Genomic DNA, 17,489 nt, shown 5'->3' with positions numbered 1-17,489 from the left:
CATATTTCGCCGCTATCCCTGACCTTGGTGACAGAACGCACTGATTCCGATCCATCCTGCCGTCAGAAGACACCGGGACGGATCACGATTTGCCATGTGGGTGGCCCCTTTGCGGGCTGTCATGGCCTTGGGGGCTCCCGGCCAGAACAGCAAGGAGCAAGCGGATGCGTTACCTGATCGCCGAAACCAATTGGGACATGATGACCCTGGCACAAGAGCTGGTGACCAACGGGACACTGCTGACCCGGACCGACCGGCCCGAGGACCTGATGCATTATTTGCAGATCGGTCAGGCGGACCTGCTGGTTCTGGCCGCCAGCCAGCTTGACCGCGACGGAATCGACCTGGAAAGCCTGCGCAGCGCCCGTTCGCGCGCGCCCATCGCCCTGATCGCCCGCGATGCCACCCCCGAACAAACAGCCGCCTGGCTGATGGCCGGGGCCGATACAGTCATCGACCCGCAAAGCCCGACCGAGGAAATCCTTGCACGCCTGCAGGCGGTTGCCCGGCGCGCCCATGGGCTGGGCCGTCCGGTGCTGCAATACGGCCCGCTGCGCATCGACCTGATGCACCACCGCGCGCATCTGGGCGATGTCCGATTGAAACTGACCCCCAAGGTCTATGAAGTCCTCGAATTCATCGCGCTGCGCCCCGGCCGGCTGGTCACGCGCGAAACCCTGTTGACGCATATCTACGGCCTGGAAAACGAACCCGACCCCCGGGTTTTCGACGTCTACATGTGCAACCTGCGGGCGCAACTGGCCGCCTCGGGCGGGGCGGTCGACATCGAAACGGCGCGCGGCGCGGGCTTTCGCTTTGTCTCGGGCGATATGGACAGCGCGGCCATCGCCGCCTGATCTGGCGCTGTGATCCGCATTCCGCGCCCGCCCCGGTTTCCCGCCTCTCTTGCCCCCTTTTTCTTGACAGCGGCGGGGGCGCGGGGCCAAACAGGGTCAACCAAAAGATGACCGACCCGCAAAGGGGCGGCCCGAAAGCAGTACAGGATCGCCATGACCAGCAGCAGCCAGCGCATCGAAGATTCGATTCGGGAAACCATCATTTCCCAACCTGACATCATCTTGGATGACAAGGATCTGATGCATGCGCTGATCGCGGCGAACGAACGCGCCATGGGTGGCAACATCATCGACCTGCGCGGCATCGCGATGGAACGGCTCGAGGCGCGGCTTGACCGGCTTGAGGACACCCATCGCTCTGTCATCGCGGCGGCCTATGAAAACCTGGCCGGCACCAACCAGATTCACCGCGCCGTGCTGCGCATGCTGGACCCGGTCGAATTCGAACCCTTCCTGCATGACCTGGCCGGCGAAGTGGCGCAGATCCTGCGCGTCGACACCGTGCGCCTTGTGCTTGAATCCGCCAACGCCGAGGGCGAGCTGGCCGTGACGCGGCTGGGCGATGTACTGTCGGTGGCCGAACCCGGTTTTGTCAGCGACTATGTCTCGGACGGGCGCGAGGCGCCGTTGCGCCCGGTGACCCTGCGCCAGATCGAAACCGGAGAGACGCGAATTTACGGCGACAAATCCGGCTGGATGCGCTCCGAGGCCTGTCTCAAGCTGGACTTCGGCCCCGGCCGCCTGCCCGGCCTTCTGGTCATGGGATCGGAAGATCCGCACATGTTCACCCCGCAGCAAGGCACCGACCTTCTGGCCTTTTTCGGCGGCGTTTTCGAACGGGCCATGCGGCGCTGGCTGTCCTGAGGGGCGGGCGTGATGTCCACGCCTTTCGAAATCTCCGCGGCGGCGCGGGATGCGCTGGCCAGTTGGCTTGAGGCGGCCAAGGCGCTCAAGGCCGCGTCCGACAACACCATCAAGGCCTATCAGGTCGATGTGCTGGATTTCATCACCTTCCTGACCCTGCACCATGGCCAGCCCCAGGGCTTGGCGCCGCTGGCGCGGGTGACGACCCCGGACATGCGGGCCTGGATGGCCCATCTGCGCGCACAGGACGTGGCGCCACGTTCCATGGCGCGCAAGCTGTCGGCGGTCAAAAGCTTTTACCGCTGGCTGTCCGAACGCGAAGGGTATGAACCCACCGCCGTTCTGTCGGCCCGCGCCCCCAAGTTCCAGAAAAAGCTGCCCCGCCCGCTGACCGAAGACGCCGCGCGCGCCATGATCGACACCGTCGAACTGCAGGCAACGCAAGGCTGGATCGGGGCGCGCGACGCGGCCGTGGTCACGCTGCTTTATGGCTGCGGGCTGCGCATATCCGAGGCCCTCGGCATCACCGGCCGCGATCTGCCGCTGGGCGAGACGATGCGCATTCTGGGCAAGGGCCGCAAGGAACGCATCGTTCCGGTGCTGCCGGTCGCCCGCCGCGCGGTCGACACCTACCTGAGCCTGTGCCCACACCCGATGGAGCCGGACAAACCGCTGTTTCGCGGCGCCCGCGGCGGTCCGCTGAACCCGCGGCTGATCCAGAAGGTCACCGAAAAGGCCCGGATGCAGCTGGGCCTGCCCGCCACGGCCACGCCGCATGCCATGCGCCACAGCTTTGCCACGCATCTGCTGTCGGCGGGGGGCGATCTGCGGGCGATCCAGGAATTGCTGGGCCATGCCTCCCTGTCGACGACGCAGGCCTATACTTCGGTCGATCAGGTGCATCTGATGAAGGTTTACGAGGCGACGCATCCAAAGGCTGGGTAAGCCGGGTTTTCATGCTAGGCTGCCGAAAAAGCCAAAGGACATCCCCATGAAACTGATGAAATCCGACGCCTCTCCCTTTGTCCGCAAGGTCGTGGTGACGCTGCATGAAACCGGGCTGTTGCCCGAGGTGACGTTGATCGACGTGGCGACGACCCCGCTGGCGCCGGATTCCGCGCTGATTGCCGCCAACCCCATGGGCAAGATCCCGGCGCTGCTGCGCGACAGCGGCCCGACCCTGTACGACAGCCGCGTGATCTGTCGCTATCTGGACGACCGCGCCGGCACCGCCCTGTATCCCCAGGACCGCCTGTGGGACACGCTGACGCTTGAGGCGACGGCCGATGGCATCATGGAGGCCGCGGTGCTGATCACCTATGAAATGCGCTTCCGCCCGGCGGACATGGTGTTCCAGGACTGGATCGACGGCCAATGGGGCAAGATCGCGCGCGCGCTGGATGCGCTTGAAACCCGCTGGCTCAGCCATCTGCACGGGCCGCTGGACATGGGGCAGATCGCCGTCGGCTGCGCGCTGGGGTATCTGGACCTGCGCCATGACGTGCGCGGCTGGCGCACCGGTCACGAAGGCCTGGCCGATTGGTACGCCGGCTATGCGCAACGCGAATCGATGCAGGCCACCGCCCCGGCATAAGCGACATGGGCAGGGCGGGGAGTTACCCCGCCCTAGTCGTCAGAAGTTGAACGAGATACCGACGTTCAGCGCGTTGGTCTTGATGTCGGTGTTGAAGGTCCCGCCCTGGTCGAACTCGCCTTCGTTGGTCGAATAGGTGAACTGGTATTCCCCGAACATCGAAAAGCGGTCGTTGATCGGATAGCTCACACCGGCCAGCAGGCGCATCGCCGGGCCTGTGACCTGAAAGCCATAGGTGCGGCTGCCGCTGGCATGGTCCGCATCCACATGCGGAAAGGCAATCCCGAGGCCGCCACCGGCATAGGGCGTCATTGCCCCCCACTGGGCCGGCCAGCGGCGGATCACGTTGGCGGTCAGAACGTTGTGACCATCGGAAAACTCGAGCCGGGAAAAGCCAAGCGCCTTTTTCGTGCTGTCGGGCGCATAGGCCTTGGTGTGCGTGTATTCGACGCCGAATCCCAAGGTTTCGCTGCGCCACCAAGTTGCGCGCGCGCCATAATAGGGCGGCATTTCAAAGGGCTTGCCTTCCCATCCGACCAGTTCGTCATAGCTGCCGCCACCGTTGGGCAGCTTGCCGGTGATGCGGCTGTGCGGCAGCGTCTGCCAACCGGTATAGAACGACAGTTCCACCTCTGCCGAGGCGGGAATGGCCATGGCAGCAAGCAGTGCGGAGGAAAGAATCAGTTGTCGCATCTGGGCGCCCTTTTTGTCTCGGGTCCTACATAATCACCCGCAGAACCGCGTTTCAACCGCGACACATCCGCGCTTATTGAGCCACAAGGCTTTTGTGTGCTGGACGCCTCAGTCTACCCCCGCTAAATACCCCGCGGAATGGCTGTGGACTCCCACGGCCCGGGTTGTATTGCGGCCGACCAACGGCCCCGAAGCAATGGAGCAAAGCTCGTGTCACACACAGAAGATCACGAAGGCACCCGTAGGGACTTTCTCTACTATGCCACCGCCGGTGCCGGGGCCGTCGCCGCTGGCGCGGTTGTCTGGCCCTTGGTCAATCAAATGAACCCCTCGGCCGATGTCCGGGCCCTGTCGTCCATCCGCGTGGATGTGTCGGGTCTTGAAATCGGCTCGCAGCTGACGGTGAAATGGCTGGGCAAGCCCGTCTTCATCCGCCGCCGCACCGAGACCGAGATCGAGGAAGGCCGCGCCGTCGAAATGTCGCAGCTGGTCGACCCGGTTGCGCGCAACGCCAACATCGACGGCGGCGCAGACGCTTCGGATGCCAACCGCACGCTGGACGAAAACGGCGAATGGCTGGTGATGATGGGCGTGTGTACGCACCTTGGCTGCGTTCCGCTGGGCGATGGCGCCGGCGAATATGACGGCTGGTTCTGCCCCTGCCACGGGTCGCACTACGACACCGCTGGCCGCATCCGCAAAGGCCCCGCCCCCGAGAACCTGCCGGTCCCGCCGGCCGAGTTTGTCGACGAAACCACCATCCTGCTGGGATAAGGAGACGCGCGAATGTCTGGTATTCCGCACGACCATTACGAACCAAAGACGGGCGGCGAAAAGTGGCTGCACAAGCGGCTTCCCATCGTCGGCCTGATCTATGACACGATCATGATCCCCACACCCAAGAACCTGAACTGGATGTGGATCTGGGGCATCGTCCTGGCCTACTGCCTGGTGCACATGATCGTCACCGGCATCGTGCTGGTGATGCACTACACCCCCCATGTCGACCTGGCCTTTGCCAGCGTCGAGCACATCATGCGCGACGTGAACGGCGGTCACATGATCCGCTACATGCACGCCAACGGCGCATCGCTGTTCTTTGTTGCGGTCTACCTGCACATCTTCCGCGGCCTCTATTACGGGTCGTACAAGGCGCCGCGCGAAATCACCTGGATCATCGGTATGCTGATCTACCTGGCGATGATGGGCACCGCCTTCATGGGCTACGTTCTGCCCTGGGGTCAGATGTCCTTCTGGGGTGCGACCGTGATCACCGGCCTGTTCGGGGCGATCCCGCTGATCGGTGAGCCGATCCAGACCTGGCTGCTGGGCGGACCGGCCGTGGACAACGCCACGCTGAACCGCTTCTTCTCGCTGCACTACCTGCTGCCCTTCGTGATTGCCGCGCTTGTCGCCATTCACATCTGGGCCTTCCACACCACGGGCAACAACAACCCGACCGGTGTCGAAGTGCGCCGCACCTCGAAAGCAGACGCCGAAAAGGACACCCTGCCCTTCTGGCCGTATTTCGTGATCAAGGACGTCTTTGCCCTGGCGGTCGTCATGGTCGTGTTCTTCGCCATCGTCGGTTTCATGCCCAACTACCTGGGCCACCCCGACAACTACATCGAGGCAAACCCGCTGGCGACGCCCGCACACATCGTTCCCGAATGGTACTTCCTGCCGTTCTACGCGATCCTGCGCGCCTTTACCGCCGATGTCTGGGTTGTCCAGATCGCGTCCTTCGTGACCGGTGGCATCATCGACGCCAAGTTCTTTGGCGTGCTGGCGATGTTCGGTGCGATTGCCGTGATGGCGCTGGCACCCTGGCTGGACACCTCTTCGGTTCGTTCCGCACGGTTCCGTCCGATGCTGAAATGGTGGTTCTGGCTGTTGGCCATCGACTTCATGGTGCTGATGTGGGTTGGTGCGATGCCCGCCGAATATCCCTATGACTGGATTTCGCTGATCGCCTCGGCCTACTGGTTTGCCTACTTCCTCGTCATCCTGCCCCTGCTGGGCGTGATCGAAAAGCCGCTTCCGACCCCCGACACCATCGAAGCCGACTTCAACGATCACTATGGCAAAGCCAAGGGTGACGCAGCCGGCACCCCGGCTGAGTAATCGAAAGGACCGTTTGAGATGTTCAAGAAACTCACCCTCTCGGCCCTGACGGCCCTGACCCTTTCTGCCGGCAGCGCCTATGCTGCCGGTGGCGAGGCCCACGTCGAGGACTTTGCGTTCTCGTTCGAAGGCCCCTTTGGCACCTACGACCAGTTCCAGCTGCAGCGTGGCCTTCAGGTCTTTACCGAAGTCTGCGCAGCCTGCCACGGGCTGAAGTTCGTGCCGCTGCGCACCCTGGCCGACGAAGGTGGCCCGCACTACTCCGAGGACGAAGTGCGCGCCTACGCCGAGCAGAACTTTGAGGTCTACGACGAAGAGCTCGAAGATTTCCGCCCGGCCAAGCCGTCTGACAACTTCCCGGCCAACACCGGTGCTGGCGCCCCTGACCTGTCGCTTATGGCGAAGGCCCGTGCCGGTTTCCACGGCCCCTACGGTCTGGGCATCAACCAGTTCGTCAAGGGCATTGGCGGCCCCGAGTATATCGCTTCGCTGCTTGCCGGTTACACCGGTGAGGAAAAGGAAGAGGCAGGCACCATCCTGTACGAAAACCACGCCTTCCCGGGCGGCTGGATTTCGATGGCCCCGCCGCTGTCCGATGGTCTGGTGGAATATGCCGACGGTCACGACAACTCGGTGCACCACATGGCGCAGGACGTTTCGGCCTTCCTGATGTGGACTGCCGAGCCCAAGATGATGGCCCGCAAACAGGCCGGTTTCACCGGCGTTCTGTTCCTGGTGATCCTCTCGGTGCTGCTCTACCTGACCAACAAGCGCATCTGGTCGCCGGTCAAGCGCAAGGCCAAGCAAGGCTGATCCGCCGCTTGCGGATCTGAAAACACCAAGCCCCGCCCAATCGGCGGGGCTTTTTCTTTGGGGTCTGCTTGGGCTGACCTCGTCAGGCATCCGCCGCCCTGCGAACCGATACCAAGGGCACGCACGGATAGCGCTGGCCCGAAGGGCGACGATCCGGCTAACCTGCCCTCACCTGCCGGCCGGTCCTGTCCCCAAGGCCGCATTGGTCAAACCCGCGCCCACGCCAAAGCCGCCGCCAGCAAGCAAGGAGACAGCGATTCCGACCCCCAAGTCCAACACGCCTTGCAGCGCCGACCGCGCCATTGACCATGTCCGCGCAAAGGCCAAAGGCCCGCCGCTGGCACCAGGCCTTTGCGTCACGATCAACTTTCATCCCGACGCCCTGCATGATGGCGCCCCGATGATCGCGTCTCTGGCGCGCGACGGGTTCTATCGTTCGCAGTTCGAAACCGGCATCAGCAACGGCGCTCTGGCCACGGGCCGCGGCGCAGGGCGATGGCTGTGGGAAAGTCGCGTGTTCGGCGGCGCCTATGAAGATGACACCCCCGCCGCCCGTCCAAAGTACGGCGCCTTGAACCACGCCAATCGGATCACAGGGGGATCGCCGCGCTTTGGCTCGGCGCATCTGCGGTTGAAACCCGGGGTCCTGCCCCGGACCACCTTTTGCCATCCTGACAGCCACCTTGGCCCGCACGACTTCGGCGTCGCCGACCGGATGGGGCTGTTGGCCCTGCTTGGCGCATCGCAGGCCACCGCTGACCCCCTCGACCACTATATCGAGGCGCATATCCACGGCCCCCTCAGCTTGAAAAACGACGTCCACGCCATCGTGCTTGACCCAAGCCACAGGGGCACCGCTGTCGAAGACTGGGCCAGGGCCCTCGGGTGCGCAACCGAATGGCATCCCGGGTTCCGCATGTCGCGCGCGCGGCTGGACGATTGCGCCCGCTACCGGGACAAACCCACCGCCGATCTGGCCAGATCGCTGTTTGACGGCGAATTCCTTACCCCCTCCTGCCTTGGAAAGGCGCGTCGCAACGGGCCTGAACACACCCAGACGCTCAAACGGGTCTGGCACTGTATCGCGCGCTTTGGGCCCCCCGATGCCCTTTAGCGCCCCGCAGGCACAACAGGCTGTCGGCCCGGGTTATGCCCCACTGTCCCCCAGGTAGGCGCGCAATGCCTCGGGCGGGTTGTCGAACAAAGCCGCCGTCTCGACCGGCGCCTGCACTTGCCCCGCCTCGACAAAGACCACTTCCTCGGCAAAGCCGCGCGCGTCGGTTGGGTCGTGGCTGACCAGCAGGGTCAGCGCCCCCGCCTCTTGCGCCACCGCGCGGACCTGCTCCAGCATTTCGGCGCGCAGCGCTGGCCCAAGCGCGGCAAACGGTTCGTCCAGCAGGATGATCGGTCGTGCCTGCAACAGCACCCGCGCCAAGGCCGCGCGCGCCTGTTGCCCGCCGGACAACTCGGCCGGTTTGCGTTCCCCCATGCCGCCCAGCCCCATCCGCTCCAGCGCTTGCGCGACGCGGGTTTGCTGCGCCGGATCGGGCTTGCCGCCATCGGGCCGCAGCGCCAGCCACAGGTTTCGTGTCACGCTGAGATGGGGAAACAGGTTCTGGTCCTGGAACAGCATTGACACCGGCCGCTCTTGTGGCGGCAGGGCGGTCAGGTCGCGCCCCTGCCACAGGACCCGCCCCCGGTCCGGCGCCCGGAACCCCGCGATCACATCCAGCAGCATGGATTTTCCGGCCCCCGATGGTCCGATCACCGCCACTCGGCGCCCCGGCGCCAGCGACAGGTCTGCCTGCAAGGCAAATCCGTCCAGCGACACGCTCAAATTCTCAACGACCAGCACCCACGCGCCCTCCTCTGTCCAGCAGCCAGAACAGGCTCAGGCTCAGCCCCAGCAACAGCAGCGCCGCCCCTGATGCCGCCTCCATCTGATAGGACCCCATCAGCCGATAGACCTGCAAGGGCAGCGTCGCGCGGTCCGGATCGGCGAACAGCGCAATCACCCCCAAATCGCCCATCGCCAGCGCCGCCGTCAGCCCCGCGGCAAAGCCCAAGGGGCGGCGCAGGCGCGGCAGGAACACCAGCATGGTCCATGCCCGCGGTGTCAGGCCCAATGTGGCCGACAGCCGCCCGAAATCCTGGCGGATCGCCTCGGCCTCGGGGCGCAGGATGCGCAAGGCAAAGGGCAGCGCCATCAGCGCGTTCACCAACCCCGTCACCGGCAAGGCCATGCTGAACGGGTTCACGAAGGGGCGCAGGATCAGAAACAGCCCGGTGCCCAGCACCAAGGGCGATATCGCGATGGCCGCCAGCGCCAGCAATTCGCCGCGCCGGTTTGCCAGCGGCAAGGCCCAGAGCATGCACAATGCGGTCGACCCCAGCGCCACGATCAGCGAATGCCCCGCCGCGCGAAAGCTGTCCGCCCCCAGCAGCAGCAGCCCCGGCGCGCCGCGCAAGATCACCATGCCCAAGGGCAACAACAGGAACACGGCGACCAGCGCGATCCAGCCTGCGTCGCCTGCCTTCGCGGCCCAGCCGCGCCCGTCCCAGCGCGGTTGCACCCGGTCCAGCCCCGCGCCAAAGCCACTGCCGACAGAGACCCGCCAGGCCACAAGCCCCGCCGCCAGCGCCAGCCCCAGCTGAATCACCGCCAGCAGCGCGGCGCGGCCAAGGTCGAAATCAAAGCGCATCGCCTGGTAGATCGCCAGCTCAACCGTCGTGGCGCGCGGGCCGCCGCCCAGCGTCAACGCCACGGCAAAACTGGTCAGGCAAATGACGAAGATCACCGCAAAGGCCCCCGGCAGGATCCGGCGCAACAAGGGCCATTCCAGAACCCGGAACTGCGCCCATGGGGTCAGCCCCAGCGAGGCCGCCAGACGAAAGCGTTCCGCCGGAATGGCCAGCCAGCCTTGCAGCAGCATCCGCGTCGCCAGCGGCAGGTTGAAAAACACATGGGCCAGCAGCACGCCGTGCAGCCCGTAGATATCCAGACGCGGCAGCCCCAGCGCCCCCAGCCCCCGGTTCAACAGGCCCGAGCCGCCAAAGACGGCCAACAGCCCCATCACCGCGACAATCACCGGCAGGATAAAGGGCGCGCCAAGCAGCGTCACCAGAACGCCGCGCCCGGGAAATCGCCTGCGGGCCAAGGCCCGCGCCACCGGCACCGCGAACAGACAGCTGAGCAGCGCCGACAGAAAGGCCTGCCACAGCGTGAAACGCACCGCCTCAAGATCACCGGGCCGCAACGCGCCAAAGCCCTCGGCCCGGATCAGGACCACGGCAATCGGCCCCAGCGTCAAAAGCGCCAGGGCCGATCCCGCGATTATTGCGACAGCGCGCGGCGCCATGCCTCGATGGCCTCATCCCGCAGCGCGGCGGCTTCGTCCTCGGAATAGAACAGCGCCTTTTCCGGCAGGTCCAGTTTCTGGAAACCTTCGGGCCATTTGTCCTGCGGCAGCGCCGCCGGGAAAGACCAGTTGCCCGTGGCGATCATGCCCTGGAAATCTTCGGACAGGATGAACTGCATGAACTGATCCGCCAGTTCCGGCTGGTCCGTGCCGGCCAGCTTGGCGGCCAGTTCGACCATGAAATAATGCCCTTCGGGGAAAATCGCCGCCCTTTTGGTCTCATCCTCTTCGGCGATGATGTGGTAGGCGGGCGAGGTCGTGTAGGACAGCACCATGTCCGCCTCGCCATCGGTGAACAGGCCGTAACTTTCCGACCACCCGCGCGTCACGGTAACAATCTTGGGTGCGAGTTTTTCCCAAGCCGCCTGCGCGCCGTCGCCATAAACCGCCTGCACCCACAGCACCAGGGCCAGCCCGGAAATCGACGACCGCGGGTCCTGAATCACCAGCCGCAGATCGTCCGGCGCGTTCAGCAGTTCGTCAAAGGAGGCGGGCGGGTTGGCCACCTTGGTCGTGTCATAAATGAACGCCGTGTGGCCATAGTTGAACGGCAGGAACGTGTCGTCCGTCCAGTCGATCGGCAGGGTCAGCGGCGAAAGATCCTGCCCATGCGGCGCGAACAGCCCGCTTTCGCGCGCCTTCTTGGTCACATCGGTGTTCAAGCCGATGACAACGTCGGCCTCGGTCTTGTCGCCTTCCAGCAGGATACGCGGCAGCAGATCGCCGGGTTTGAACTGCAGGTCACAGGCGCAGCGCGCCTCGAACAGCTCTTCGATCTTGGGGCCCGGGCCCCATTCGGAAACGAAATAATCCGGTGCATAGACCGTCAGTACGGCATCGTCCGCCAGCGCCGTGCTGGCCGCAAACAATCCCGCTGCAAAAGTGAGTGCCTTCATGGGCCAATCTCCAAATCTGCGGCGAGAGGGCAAGATTGGAGTGTCGCCACCTAACCTTCCCTCCGCCGGTGTTAACCGGTTCAGGTTCAACGGGTTGATGCGATCGCGCAAATCTCAGCAGGTCAGACCCTGCACCCCGAGGTAAGCGCGAACCTAGGGCGCGGCGACAGGGCCTTCAAGAGGGAAATGGCTTGAGGGTGCGGGCGCGCTGGCCTAAGTCAGCAATCAAAGGAGACAACGCCCATGAGCCTTAACACATTTGGTCATCTCTTCCGCGTCACCACATGGGGCGAAAGCCACGGGCCCGCCCTGGGCGCGACGGTGGATGGCTGCCCCCCGGGCGTTGCGATCGACGAGGCGATGATCCAGCAGTGGCTGGACAAGCGCAAGCCGGGGCAGAACAAGTTCACCACCCAGCGTCAGGAACCTGACGCGGTGCGCATCCTGTCGGGCGTCTTCGAAGGCAAGACCACCGGCACCCCGGTGCAGCTGATGATCGAGAACACCGACCAGCGGTCAAAAGACTATGGCGATATCGCCGAGAAATTCCGCCCCGGTCACGCCGATATCACCTATTGGCAGAAATACGGCATTCGCGATTATCGCGGCGGCGGGCGGTCTTCGGCGCGTGAAACGGCGGCGCGGGTTGCGGCGGGCGGCCTGGCCCGCGCGGCGCTGGCAGCGGCTGTGCCTGGGATCGAGATCAAGGGCTACATGGTCCAGATCGGCCCGCACAAGATTGATCGCAGCCGTTTTGACTGGGGCCAGATTGACCAGAACCCGTTCTGGACGCCGGATGCGCAGGCCGCCGAGGATTGGGCCGACTACCTGGGCCAGTTGCGCAAAAGCGGCGACAGCGTCGGCGCGGTGATCGAGGTCGTCGCGCGCGGCGTGCCTGCCGGGCTTGGCGCGCCAGTCTATGGCAAGCTGGATACCGATCTGGCCGCCGCGATGATGTCGATCAACGCCGTCAAGGCGGTCGAGATTGGCGATGGCATGGACAGCGCCGCCCTGACCGGATCGGAAAACGCGGACGAGATCACCATGGGGCCGGATGGCCCGGTCTACAGCTCGAACCACGCGGGCGGCATCCTGGGCGGCATTTCCACCGGGCAGGACGTGGTGCTGCGTTTTGCGGTCAAACCGACTTCGTCGATCCTGAACCCGCGCCGCACCATCACCAAGTCGGGCGAGGAAACGACCATCATCACCAAGGGCCGTCACGATCCCTGCGTCGGCATCCGCGCCGTCCCGGTGGGCGAGGCGATGATGGCCTGTGTCATCCTTGACCACCTGCTGTTGCATCGCGGGCAGATCGGTCAGGCCGGGGGCAAGATCGGCCCCGCATCCTGACCGCCTAGAAATCTTTCCAGATCTCTCCCCCGGTGCCGGTGGACTGAAAGTGACCCGCCGCCGGTTTTGCCACCGCAGGCTCTATCACCGCCTTGTCCCAATCGGATTGGGCTTTGGTCTGGCGTTCCAGGGGTTCAGGCTCGACCTCGAGGTCAGCGGCGCCATGCATGACAACCGAATGCTGCCTGGTCGCCTGCGCCGGTCTGGCGGCCTCGGGCTGTGATGGCGCAAGGTTTGCCCGCGCTTTCCCGCCCGAGAATTGCGCCAGCAGGGCCGACAGGCGCTCGGCCTCTTGGTTCAACTGGCGGCTGGCCGAGGTCGTCTGGTTCACCATCGCGGCGTTCTGTTGCGTGGCCTTGTCCAGCTCTGCCACCCCGACGTTGATTTCCTGCACACCGCTGGCCTGCTCTTTCGCGGAAACCGCGATGTCCGACACCATGACCGAAACCTCGTTCACGCTGTCAACGATGTCTTTCAGCGTGACCGAGGTTTCCTCGACCAGCCGTTCGCCATCCTCGACCTGGGCCGAGCTGTTGGACACCAGTTCCTTGATCTCGCGGGCCGATTCCGACGCCCGCTGCGCAAGCGAGCGGACTTCGGATGCGACGACGGAAAAACCCTTGCCGGATTCGCCGGCGCGCGCGGCCTCGACCCCGGCGTTCAGCGCCAGCAGGTTTGTCTGAAAGGCGATGTCGTCGATGACGCCGATGATCTGGGTGATCTGTTCGGACGACCGGGCGATCGAACCCATGGCCGCCTGCGCCCGGGCCATGACCTCGCCGCCCCGCTCGGCGCGTTCGCGCCCCTTGACCACCATCGCGTCGGCGCTTTGCGCGCGCTCCGAGGCAGATTTTACGCTGCTGGCCAGTTCCTCCAGCGCCGCTGCGCTTTGCTCCAGCGTGGCCGCCTGCATTTCCGCCCGGCGCGACATTTCCGAGGACATGTTGGACAGTTCATGCGAATTCGACTGCACCATTTCGCCGCTGTGCCGAAGCTGCCCCACCAGATCCTGAAGCCCGCTGGCAAGGGCGTTGAAATCGCCGCAAAGGGCGACATAGTCTTGTCCCAGGTCCGACCACTCTGCCGCCGACATGGTCTGCGCCAGGTCACCACCCTTAAGGCGGTTCATTGCCTGCCCCAGTTGGTGGAACAGGGCAGTGCGGCGTTCGCCTGTCTTTTTCTGGGTGGTTGCGGCAGTCTGCGCCAAGGCAAGTTTGGTCTTCAACTCGGCCAGATTGCGGGCAATGCCGCCGATTTCATCGCTGCGCCCGGTGCCTTGGATATCGCTGTCATAGTCCTGTTCAACCAGCTTTTTCACCGAGCGTTCAAGGCTGAGGATAGGCGCCGTCAACAGCCGCCCGAACACAATGGCCACGATCAGGCCGAAGACCAGGGCCGCAAGACCGACACCAAGGAAAACCCTGTCAGCGCGGACCTCGGTGGATCGAACCTGGTCCGCCGCCTGCACGATGGCCCGATCGGCTTGCTTCGTGACCGCCGACAGGTGGAACAAAGCAGTTCTGATCGCCGAATCCGCAATGCCAGAAAGTTCGGCGCGCCGTTCGGGCGTTTGCGCGTCCTTTGCGTCCGCCGCAAGCGGTTCAAGTCCCAAAAGACCCGCCGCGATGCTTTCCAGTTCCTGCGCAAGGTTATCTGTGCCCCAGGGCTGCGCCTTGACCGTTGTCAGCGTTTGCGTGACCGCGTTCAGGGTGTTCTGAACCGCGGCCCAGCCCGCGTCCGGTTGCAACGCAAAATAGGCTGCGTTCCTGCTGGCCGAGGACAGCTCAAGCTCGGCCCGCTTGAGGACGTTGGCTTTTTCGGCGTTTGTGTTCAGTTCGGCGACGCTGGTCGCCATGGAATCCTTGACTGCCCAAGCCATGGCAGTGACCGCAACAAGCGCGACCAGAAGAACCGCAGCGGAAAACAGCACCTGTGTGCGCACGGAAAAGCGACTCAGAAAAACACTCATCTTTGACCCCAAGTTCATTTGGCGGGCGCTTTCTGCACCTATCAATCCCGGGGTGTTCTAAGGGAACAGTGTTAACAACATCAGGACAAGGTCCCGACGAAGTTCCTACAATTTCTGCTGTTTGCTTTGTGTCTGCGCGGGCAGTTTTGACAGTTGGACGGCCAGGATGCCCGCAGCGATCACAGCAACGCCCAAGATATCAAGCAGCCCAAGCGTTTCGCCCAGGATGGCCGCGGCAATCGCCACCCCGAAAAAGGGGTTGAGAAAGTGGAACGTCGCGGCGCGCACGGCACCGATCCGGTTGACCAGAAGGAACCAGACCAGCGTCGCCGCCAGACCGGGAACCACGGTGGTATAAAGGAAGGCAAGGACCAGTTTCGTCGACCAGACAATCTGGACAGTCTCGAACCCCAGCGCAAAGGGCCAAAGCACGACGCTTCCGACCATCATTTGCAGCCCCACGACCATCAACAGGTTGCCCCCCGTCATGGCCCCGCGCAAGGCCAGCGTCGCCACCGCAAGGGCCAGCGCCCCGACCACGCAAAGCGCAACACCGTAGGGATCGAAGGCACCGCCAAACCGCGCGCCCATGATCAGCGCCACCCCGGCCACACCGGCCAGAAGCCCGATCAGGCTGAGCGGGCGCAGCCTGTCGCCCAGGAACAGCCATCCGGCCAGCGCCACCAGCAGCGGCATGGTCGAGGCGATGATCGCCGCCAGCGAGGCTTCGACCGTTTGCATGGCAACGAAATTCAGCCCCAGGTACAAGGCGTTCTGGCAGATCCCGAAGATGATCGTCGCCCGCCATTGCGCCCGCGTCAGGCGCCAGCTTTGCCCCAGCATCCGCGCGATCACGATCGCCAACAGCCCCGAGATCAGGAACCGAAGCGCCAGAGCCGACAACGGCGGCGCCGCCGCGACGATAATCCGGGCCGAGGTGAAAGCCGAGGACCACATGGCCGCAAAGGCGAGTCCCATCAAGAGCGAGCGTATATCCATCCAAAACCAGTAACTGCGGAAATGATCGGTGTGAAGGCTGCGCGTTGCCCGACAAACCGGTTCTTGCTAGGCTTTCACCAGAAAGATCATTTGAGGACTTTTTGAAATGAAGATTTCCCTTATTTCCGCTGCGCTTGTTCTGGTCAGCAGCGCCGCGCTGGCCGAAGTGGACGCGTCCAATCCCGCACGGCTTCTGGACCTCTTGCGCTCAGAAGGCTTTGCCGTCGACTTGGGCGCCGACGGGGTTGGCGACCCCAAGATCACCGGCAAGCACAATGGCACGCAGTTTCAGGTGTTCTTTTACGATTGTTCGGAAAACGTCGATTGCCGGACCTTGCAGTTCCAGGTCGGCTATAACCTGACGGACGGTATGGACTTTGCCCAGGCCAACAAATGGAACGCCGAAATGCGGTATGGCGCGGTCTATCTGGACGACGAGATGGACCCATACCTGCAAATGGACGTGAACATCGACCACGGCGTAAGCGAAGACAACTTTGTCGACAACTACAAGATGTGGACCAAGGTGATGGGCGAGTTCGAAGAGTTCATCGACTGGTAGTCAAAGGCCGCCGTGGACCTGCGCGCCCCGGGGGTGCGAACGCCAAAAAGCCCCGCCTGACACGCAGGCGGGGAAAGTTGATGCCTTGGATGACACTCACAAGGCACCGGCGGTGTAACCTGTTTGAGTGGGGGAGCCCCTAGTTGGGGCGCTCATCCATTTCCGAGCGGATCTGCTGGCGCAGCACGTCGATCGGCACGGTCTTGCCTTCGCGCTTGAAGCACCAGTAGGTCCAACCGTTGCAGCTGGGCGCGCCTTCCAGCGCGGCGCCGACCTGATGAATGCTGCCCTTGACGTCATCGCCGATCAGCGTGCCGTCGGCGCGCACCTTGGCCTTGTGACGGCCGTTCATCGACCACAGCTGTTCGCCCGGGCGCAGCATGCCGCGTTCGACCAGCTGTCCAAAGGGCACACGCGGTTCGGCGCGCTTGGAGGTGCTGACCTGCAGGGCGGATTTGTCAAAGGGACGGATGTCGTCGATGCGCTTGGTCGCCACTTCGCGATAGGCCGCCTCGCGCTCGATGCCGATCCAGTCGCGGCCCAGCATCTTGGCGACGGCGCCGGTGGTGCCGGTGCCAAAGAAGGGGTCAAGCACGACGTCGCCGGGGTTGGTGCTGCCCACCAGGACGCGGTGCAGCAGGCTGGTCGGTTTCTGCGTCGGATGCGCCTTGTCGCCGTTGGCGTCCTTCAGGCGTTCGCCGCCGTTGCAGATCGGCAGAACCCAGTCGCTGCGCATCTGGATGCCTTCGTTCAGCGCCTTGAGCGCCTCGTAGTTGAAGGTGTACTTGGCGCCTTCGGATTTCGAGGCCCAGATCATCGTCTCATGGGCGTTGGTGAACCGCTTGCCGCGAAAGTTCGGCATTGGGTTCGACTTGCGCCAGACCACATCGTTCAGGATCCAGAAGCCTTCGTTCTGAAGCGCCGTTCCGACCCGAAAGATGTTGTGATATGAGCCGATTACCCAGATTGCCCCGTCGGGCTTGAGCAATCGGCGTGCCGCCTTCAACCAGTCTTGGGTAAACTTATCATAGACGGCGAAACTGGAAAATTGGTCCCAATGATCGTCGACGGCGTCGACGCGGGAATTGTCGGGGCGGTGCAGGTCACCCTTGAGCTGAAGATTGTACGGCGGGTCCGCGAAAATCAGGTCCACCGACGCCTCGGGCAGACTGTTCATCACCTCGATGCAGTCCCCGTTCAGGATCGTGTTGAGAGGGAGCGCCTCGGCGCTCTTCAGCTTGGTCATCTTCGTCATTCTCTGCCTCTGTCCCCGGCGCTTGTTGCGCTCTGTGCTTGGCATTGAATCTGAATCTTAACCGATTCGCGGTCAATTTCTTTTTTAAATC

17 protein-coding genes and 1 riboswitch are annotated in these 17,489 nt (G+C 63.9%); of the genes, 10 read left to right on the top strand and 7 right to left on the bottom strand.

Translation table 11 applies throughout. The features are described from left to right. The first annotated feature begins 164 nt into the window (after positions 1-164). The 4 genes from QF118_RS07625 to QF118_RS07610 all read left to right on the top strand — a co-directional run bounded on the left by QF118_RS07625 (position 165) and on the right by QF118_RS07610 (position 3,315). Positions 165-857 (top strand): winged helix-turn-helix transcriptional regulator, encoded by a 693-nt coding sequence (locus tag QF118_RS07625; protein WP_282302029.1) that lies wholly within the window; start codon positions 165-167, stop codon positions 855-857. Between the two features lie 153 nt (positions 858-1,010). Next, positions 1,011-1,721, top strand: coding sequence for a DUF484 family protein (locus QF118_RS07620; protein ID WP_282302028.1), 711 nt, complete (start codon positions 1,011-1,013; stop codon positions 1,719-1,721). 12 nt (positions 1,722-1,733) lie between these two features. Beyond that, positions 1,734-2,666: a tyrosine recombinase XerC gene (locus QF118_RS07615; protein WP_282302027.1), complete on the top strand. Its 933-nt coding sequence runs from the start codon at positions 1,734-1,736 to the stop codon at positions 2,664-2,666. Between the two features lie 46 nt (positions 2,667-2,712). Continuing rightward, positions 2,713-3,315: a glutathione S-transferase gene (locus QF118_RS07610; protein ID WP_282302026.1), complete on the top strand. Its 603-nt coding sequence runs from the start codon at positions 2,713-2,715 to the stop codon at positions 3,313-3,315. Between the two features lie 39 nt (positions 3,316-3,354). On the opposite strand, the gene QF118_RS07605 is transcribed toward QF118_RS07610, so the two are convergent. Then, positions 3,355-4,008 carry an outer membrane protein gene (locus QF118_RS07605; protein WP_282302025.1) on the bottom strand — a complete coding sequence of 218 codons (654 nt, stop codon included), beginning with the start codon at positions 4,006-4,008 and terminating at the stop codon, positions 3,355-3,357. Between the two features lie 210 nt (positions 4,009-4,218). Here QF118_RS07605 and petA point away from each other — a divergent pair, with 210 nt between their 5' ends. The 4 genes from petA (at position 4,219) to QF118_RS07585 (ending at position 8,059) form a co-directional block, all read left to right on the top strand. After that, positions 4,219-4,782 (top strand): ubiquinol-cytochrome c reductase iron-sulfur subunit, encoded by a 564-nt coding sequence (gene petA / locus QF118_RS07600; protein ID WP_282302023.1) that lies wholly within the window; start codon positions 4,219-4,221, stop codon positions 4,780-4,782. A gap of 12 nt (positions 4,783-4,794) precedes the next feature. Then, the gene (gene petB, locus QF118_RS07595) at positions 4,795-6,132 is read left to right on the top strand and encodes a cytochrome b (protein WP_282302022.1); all 1,338 of its coding nucleotides are present in this window, start codon (positions 4,795-4,797) and stop codon (positions 6,130-6,132) included. Positions 6,133-6,150: 18 nt separating this feature from the next. After that, on the top strand, positions 6,151-6,945 hold the full coding sequence (locus tag QF118_RS07590) for a cytochrome c1 (RefSeq protein ID WP_282302021.1): 795 nt from the start codon (positions 6,151-6,153) through the stop codon (positions 6,943-6,945). A 202-nt stretch (positions 6,946-7,147) separates the two neighbouring features. Continuing rightward, entirely contained in the window at positions 7,148-8,059 is a 912-nt protein-coding gene (locus QF118_RS07585; protein WP_282302020.1) for a DUF3626 domain-containing protein, read from the top strand. 33 nt (positions 8,060-8,092) lie between these two features. Here QF118_RS07585 and QF118_RS07580 read toward each other — a convergent pair whose 3' ends face one another. From QF118_RS07580 to thiB, 3 genes are read right to left on the bottom strand one after another with little or no spacing between them, the layout of a single operon-like run. Then, the gene (locus tag QF118_RS07580; RefSeq protein WP_282302019.1) at positions 8,093-8,800 is read right to left on the bottom strand and encodes a thiamine ABC transporter ATP-binding protein; all 708 of its coding nucleotides are present in this window, start codon (positions 8,798-8,800) and stop codon (positions 8,093-8,095) included. Then, positions 8,787-10,304: a thiamine/thiamine pyrophosphate ABC transporter permease ThiP gene (locus QF118_RS07575; protein ID WP_282302018.1), complete on the bottom strand. Its 1,518-nt coding sequence runs from the start codon at positions 10,302-10,304 to the stop codon at positions 8,787-8,789. Before QF118_RS07575 ends, QF118_RS07580 begins: the two co-directional genes overlap by 14 nt. Beyond that, the gene (thiB, locus tag QF118_RS07570; protein ID WP_282302017.1) at positions 10,280-11,260 is read right to left on the bottom strand and encodes a thiamine ABC transporter substrate binding subunit; all 981 of its coding nucleotides are present in this window, start codon (positions 11,258-11,260) and stop codon (positions 10,280-10,282) included. Before thiB ends, QF118_RS07575 begins: the two co-directional genes overlap by 25 nt. Positions 11,261-11,300: 40 nt before the next feature. After that, positions 11,301-11,409: riboswitch (TPP riboswitch) on the bottom strand. A 94-nt stretch (positions 11,410-11,503) separates the two neighbouring features. On the opposite strand from thiB, the gene aroC reads away from it, so the two are divergent. Then, positions 11,504-12,613, top strand: coding sequence for a chorismate synthase (gene aroC / locus QF118_RS07565; protein ID WP_282302016.1), 1,110 nt, complete (start codon positions 11,504-11,506; stop codon positions 12,611-12,613). Positions 12,614-12,617: 4 nt separating this feature from the next. On the opposite strand, the gene QF118_RS07560 is transcribed toward aroC, so the two are convergent. Continuing rightward, positions 12,618-14,582 (bottom strand): methyl-accepting chemotaxis protein, encoded by a 1,965-nt coding sequence (locus QF118_RS07560; RefSeq protein ID WP_282302015.1) that lies wholly within the window; start codon positions 14,580-14,582, stop codon positions 12,618-12,620. Positions 14,583-14,687: 105 nt separating this feature from the next. Next, positions 14,688-15,581 carry a DMT family transporter gene (locus tag QF118_RS07555; protein WP_282302014.1) on the bottom strand — a complete coding sequence of 298 codons (894 nt, stop codon included), beginning with the start codon at positions 15,579-15,581 and terminating at the stop codon, positions 14,688-14,690. Positions 15,582-15,687: 106 nt separating this feature from the next. On the opposite strand from QF118_RS07555, the gene QF118_RS07550 reads away from it, so the two are divergent. After that, positions 15,688-16,143, top strand: a complete 456-nt coding sequence (locus tag QF118_RS07550; protein WP_282302013.1) for a YbjN domain-containing protein — start codon at positions 15,688-15,690, stop codon at positions 16,141-16,143. Between the two features lie 139 nt (positions 16,144-16,282). Here QF118_RS07550 and QF118_RS07545 read toward each other — a convergent pair whose 3' ends face one another. Further along, complete coding sequence (locus QF118_RS07545) at positions 16,283-17,398, bottom strand: site-specific DNA-methyltransferase (RefSeq protein ID WP_282302012.1); 1,116 nt, start codon at positions 17,396-17,398, stop codon at positions 16,283-16,285. Between the last annotated feature and the right edge of the window lie 91 nt (positions 17,399-17,489).

The organism is Tropicibacter oceani, assembly GCF_029958925.1.
Classification (GTDB): domain Bacteria; phylum Pseudomonadota; class Alphaproteobacteria; order Rhodobacterales; family Rhodobacteraceae; genus Pacificoceanicola; species Pacificoceanicola oceani.
The sequence above is the reverse complement of the archived record's forward strand: the minus strand, read 5'-3'. Positions and strand labels throughout refer to the sequence as shown.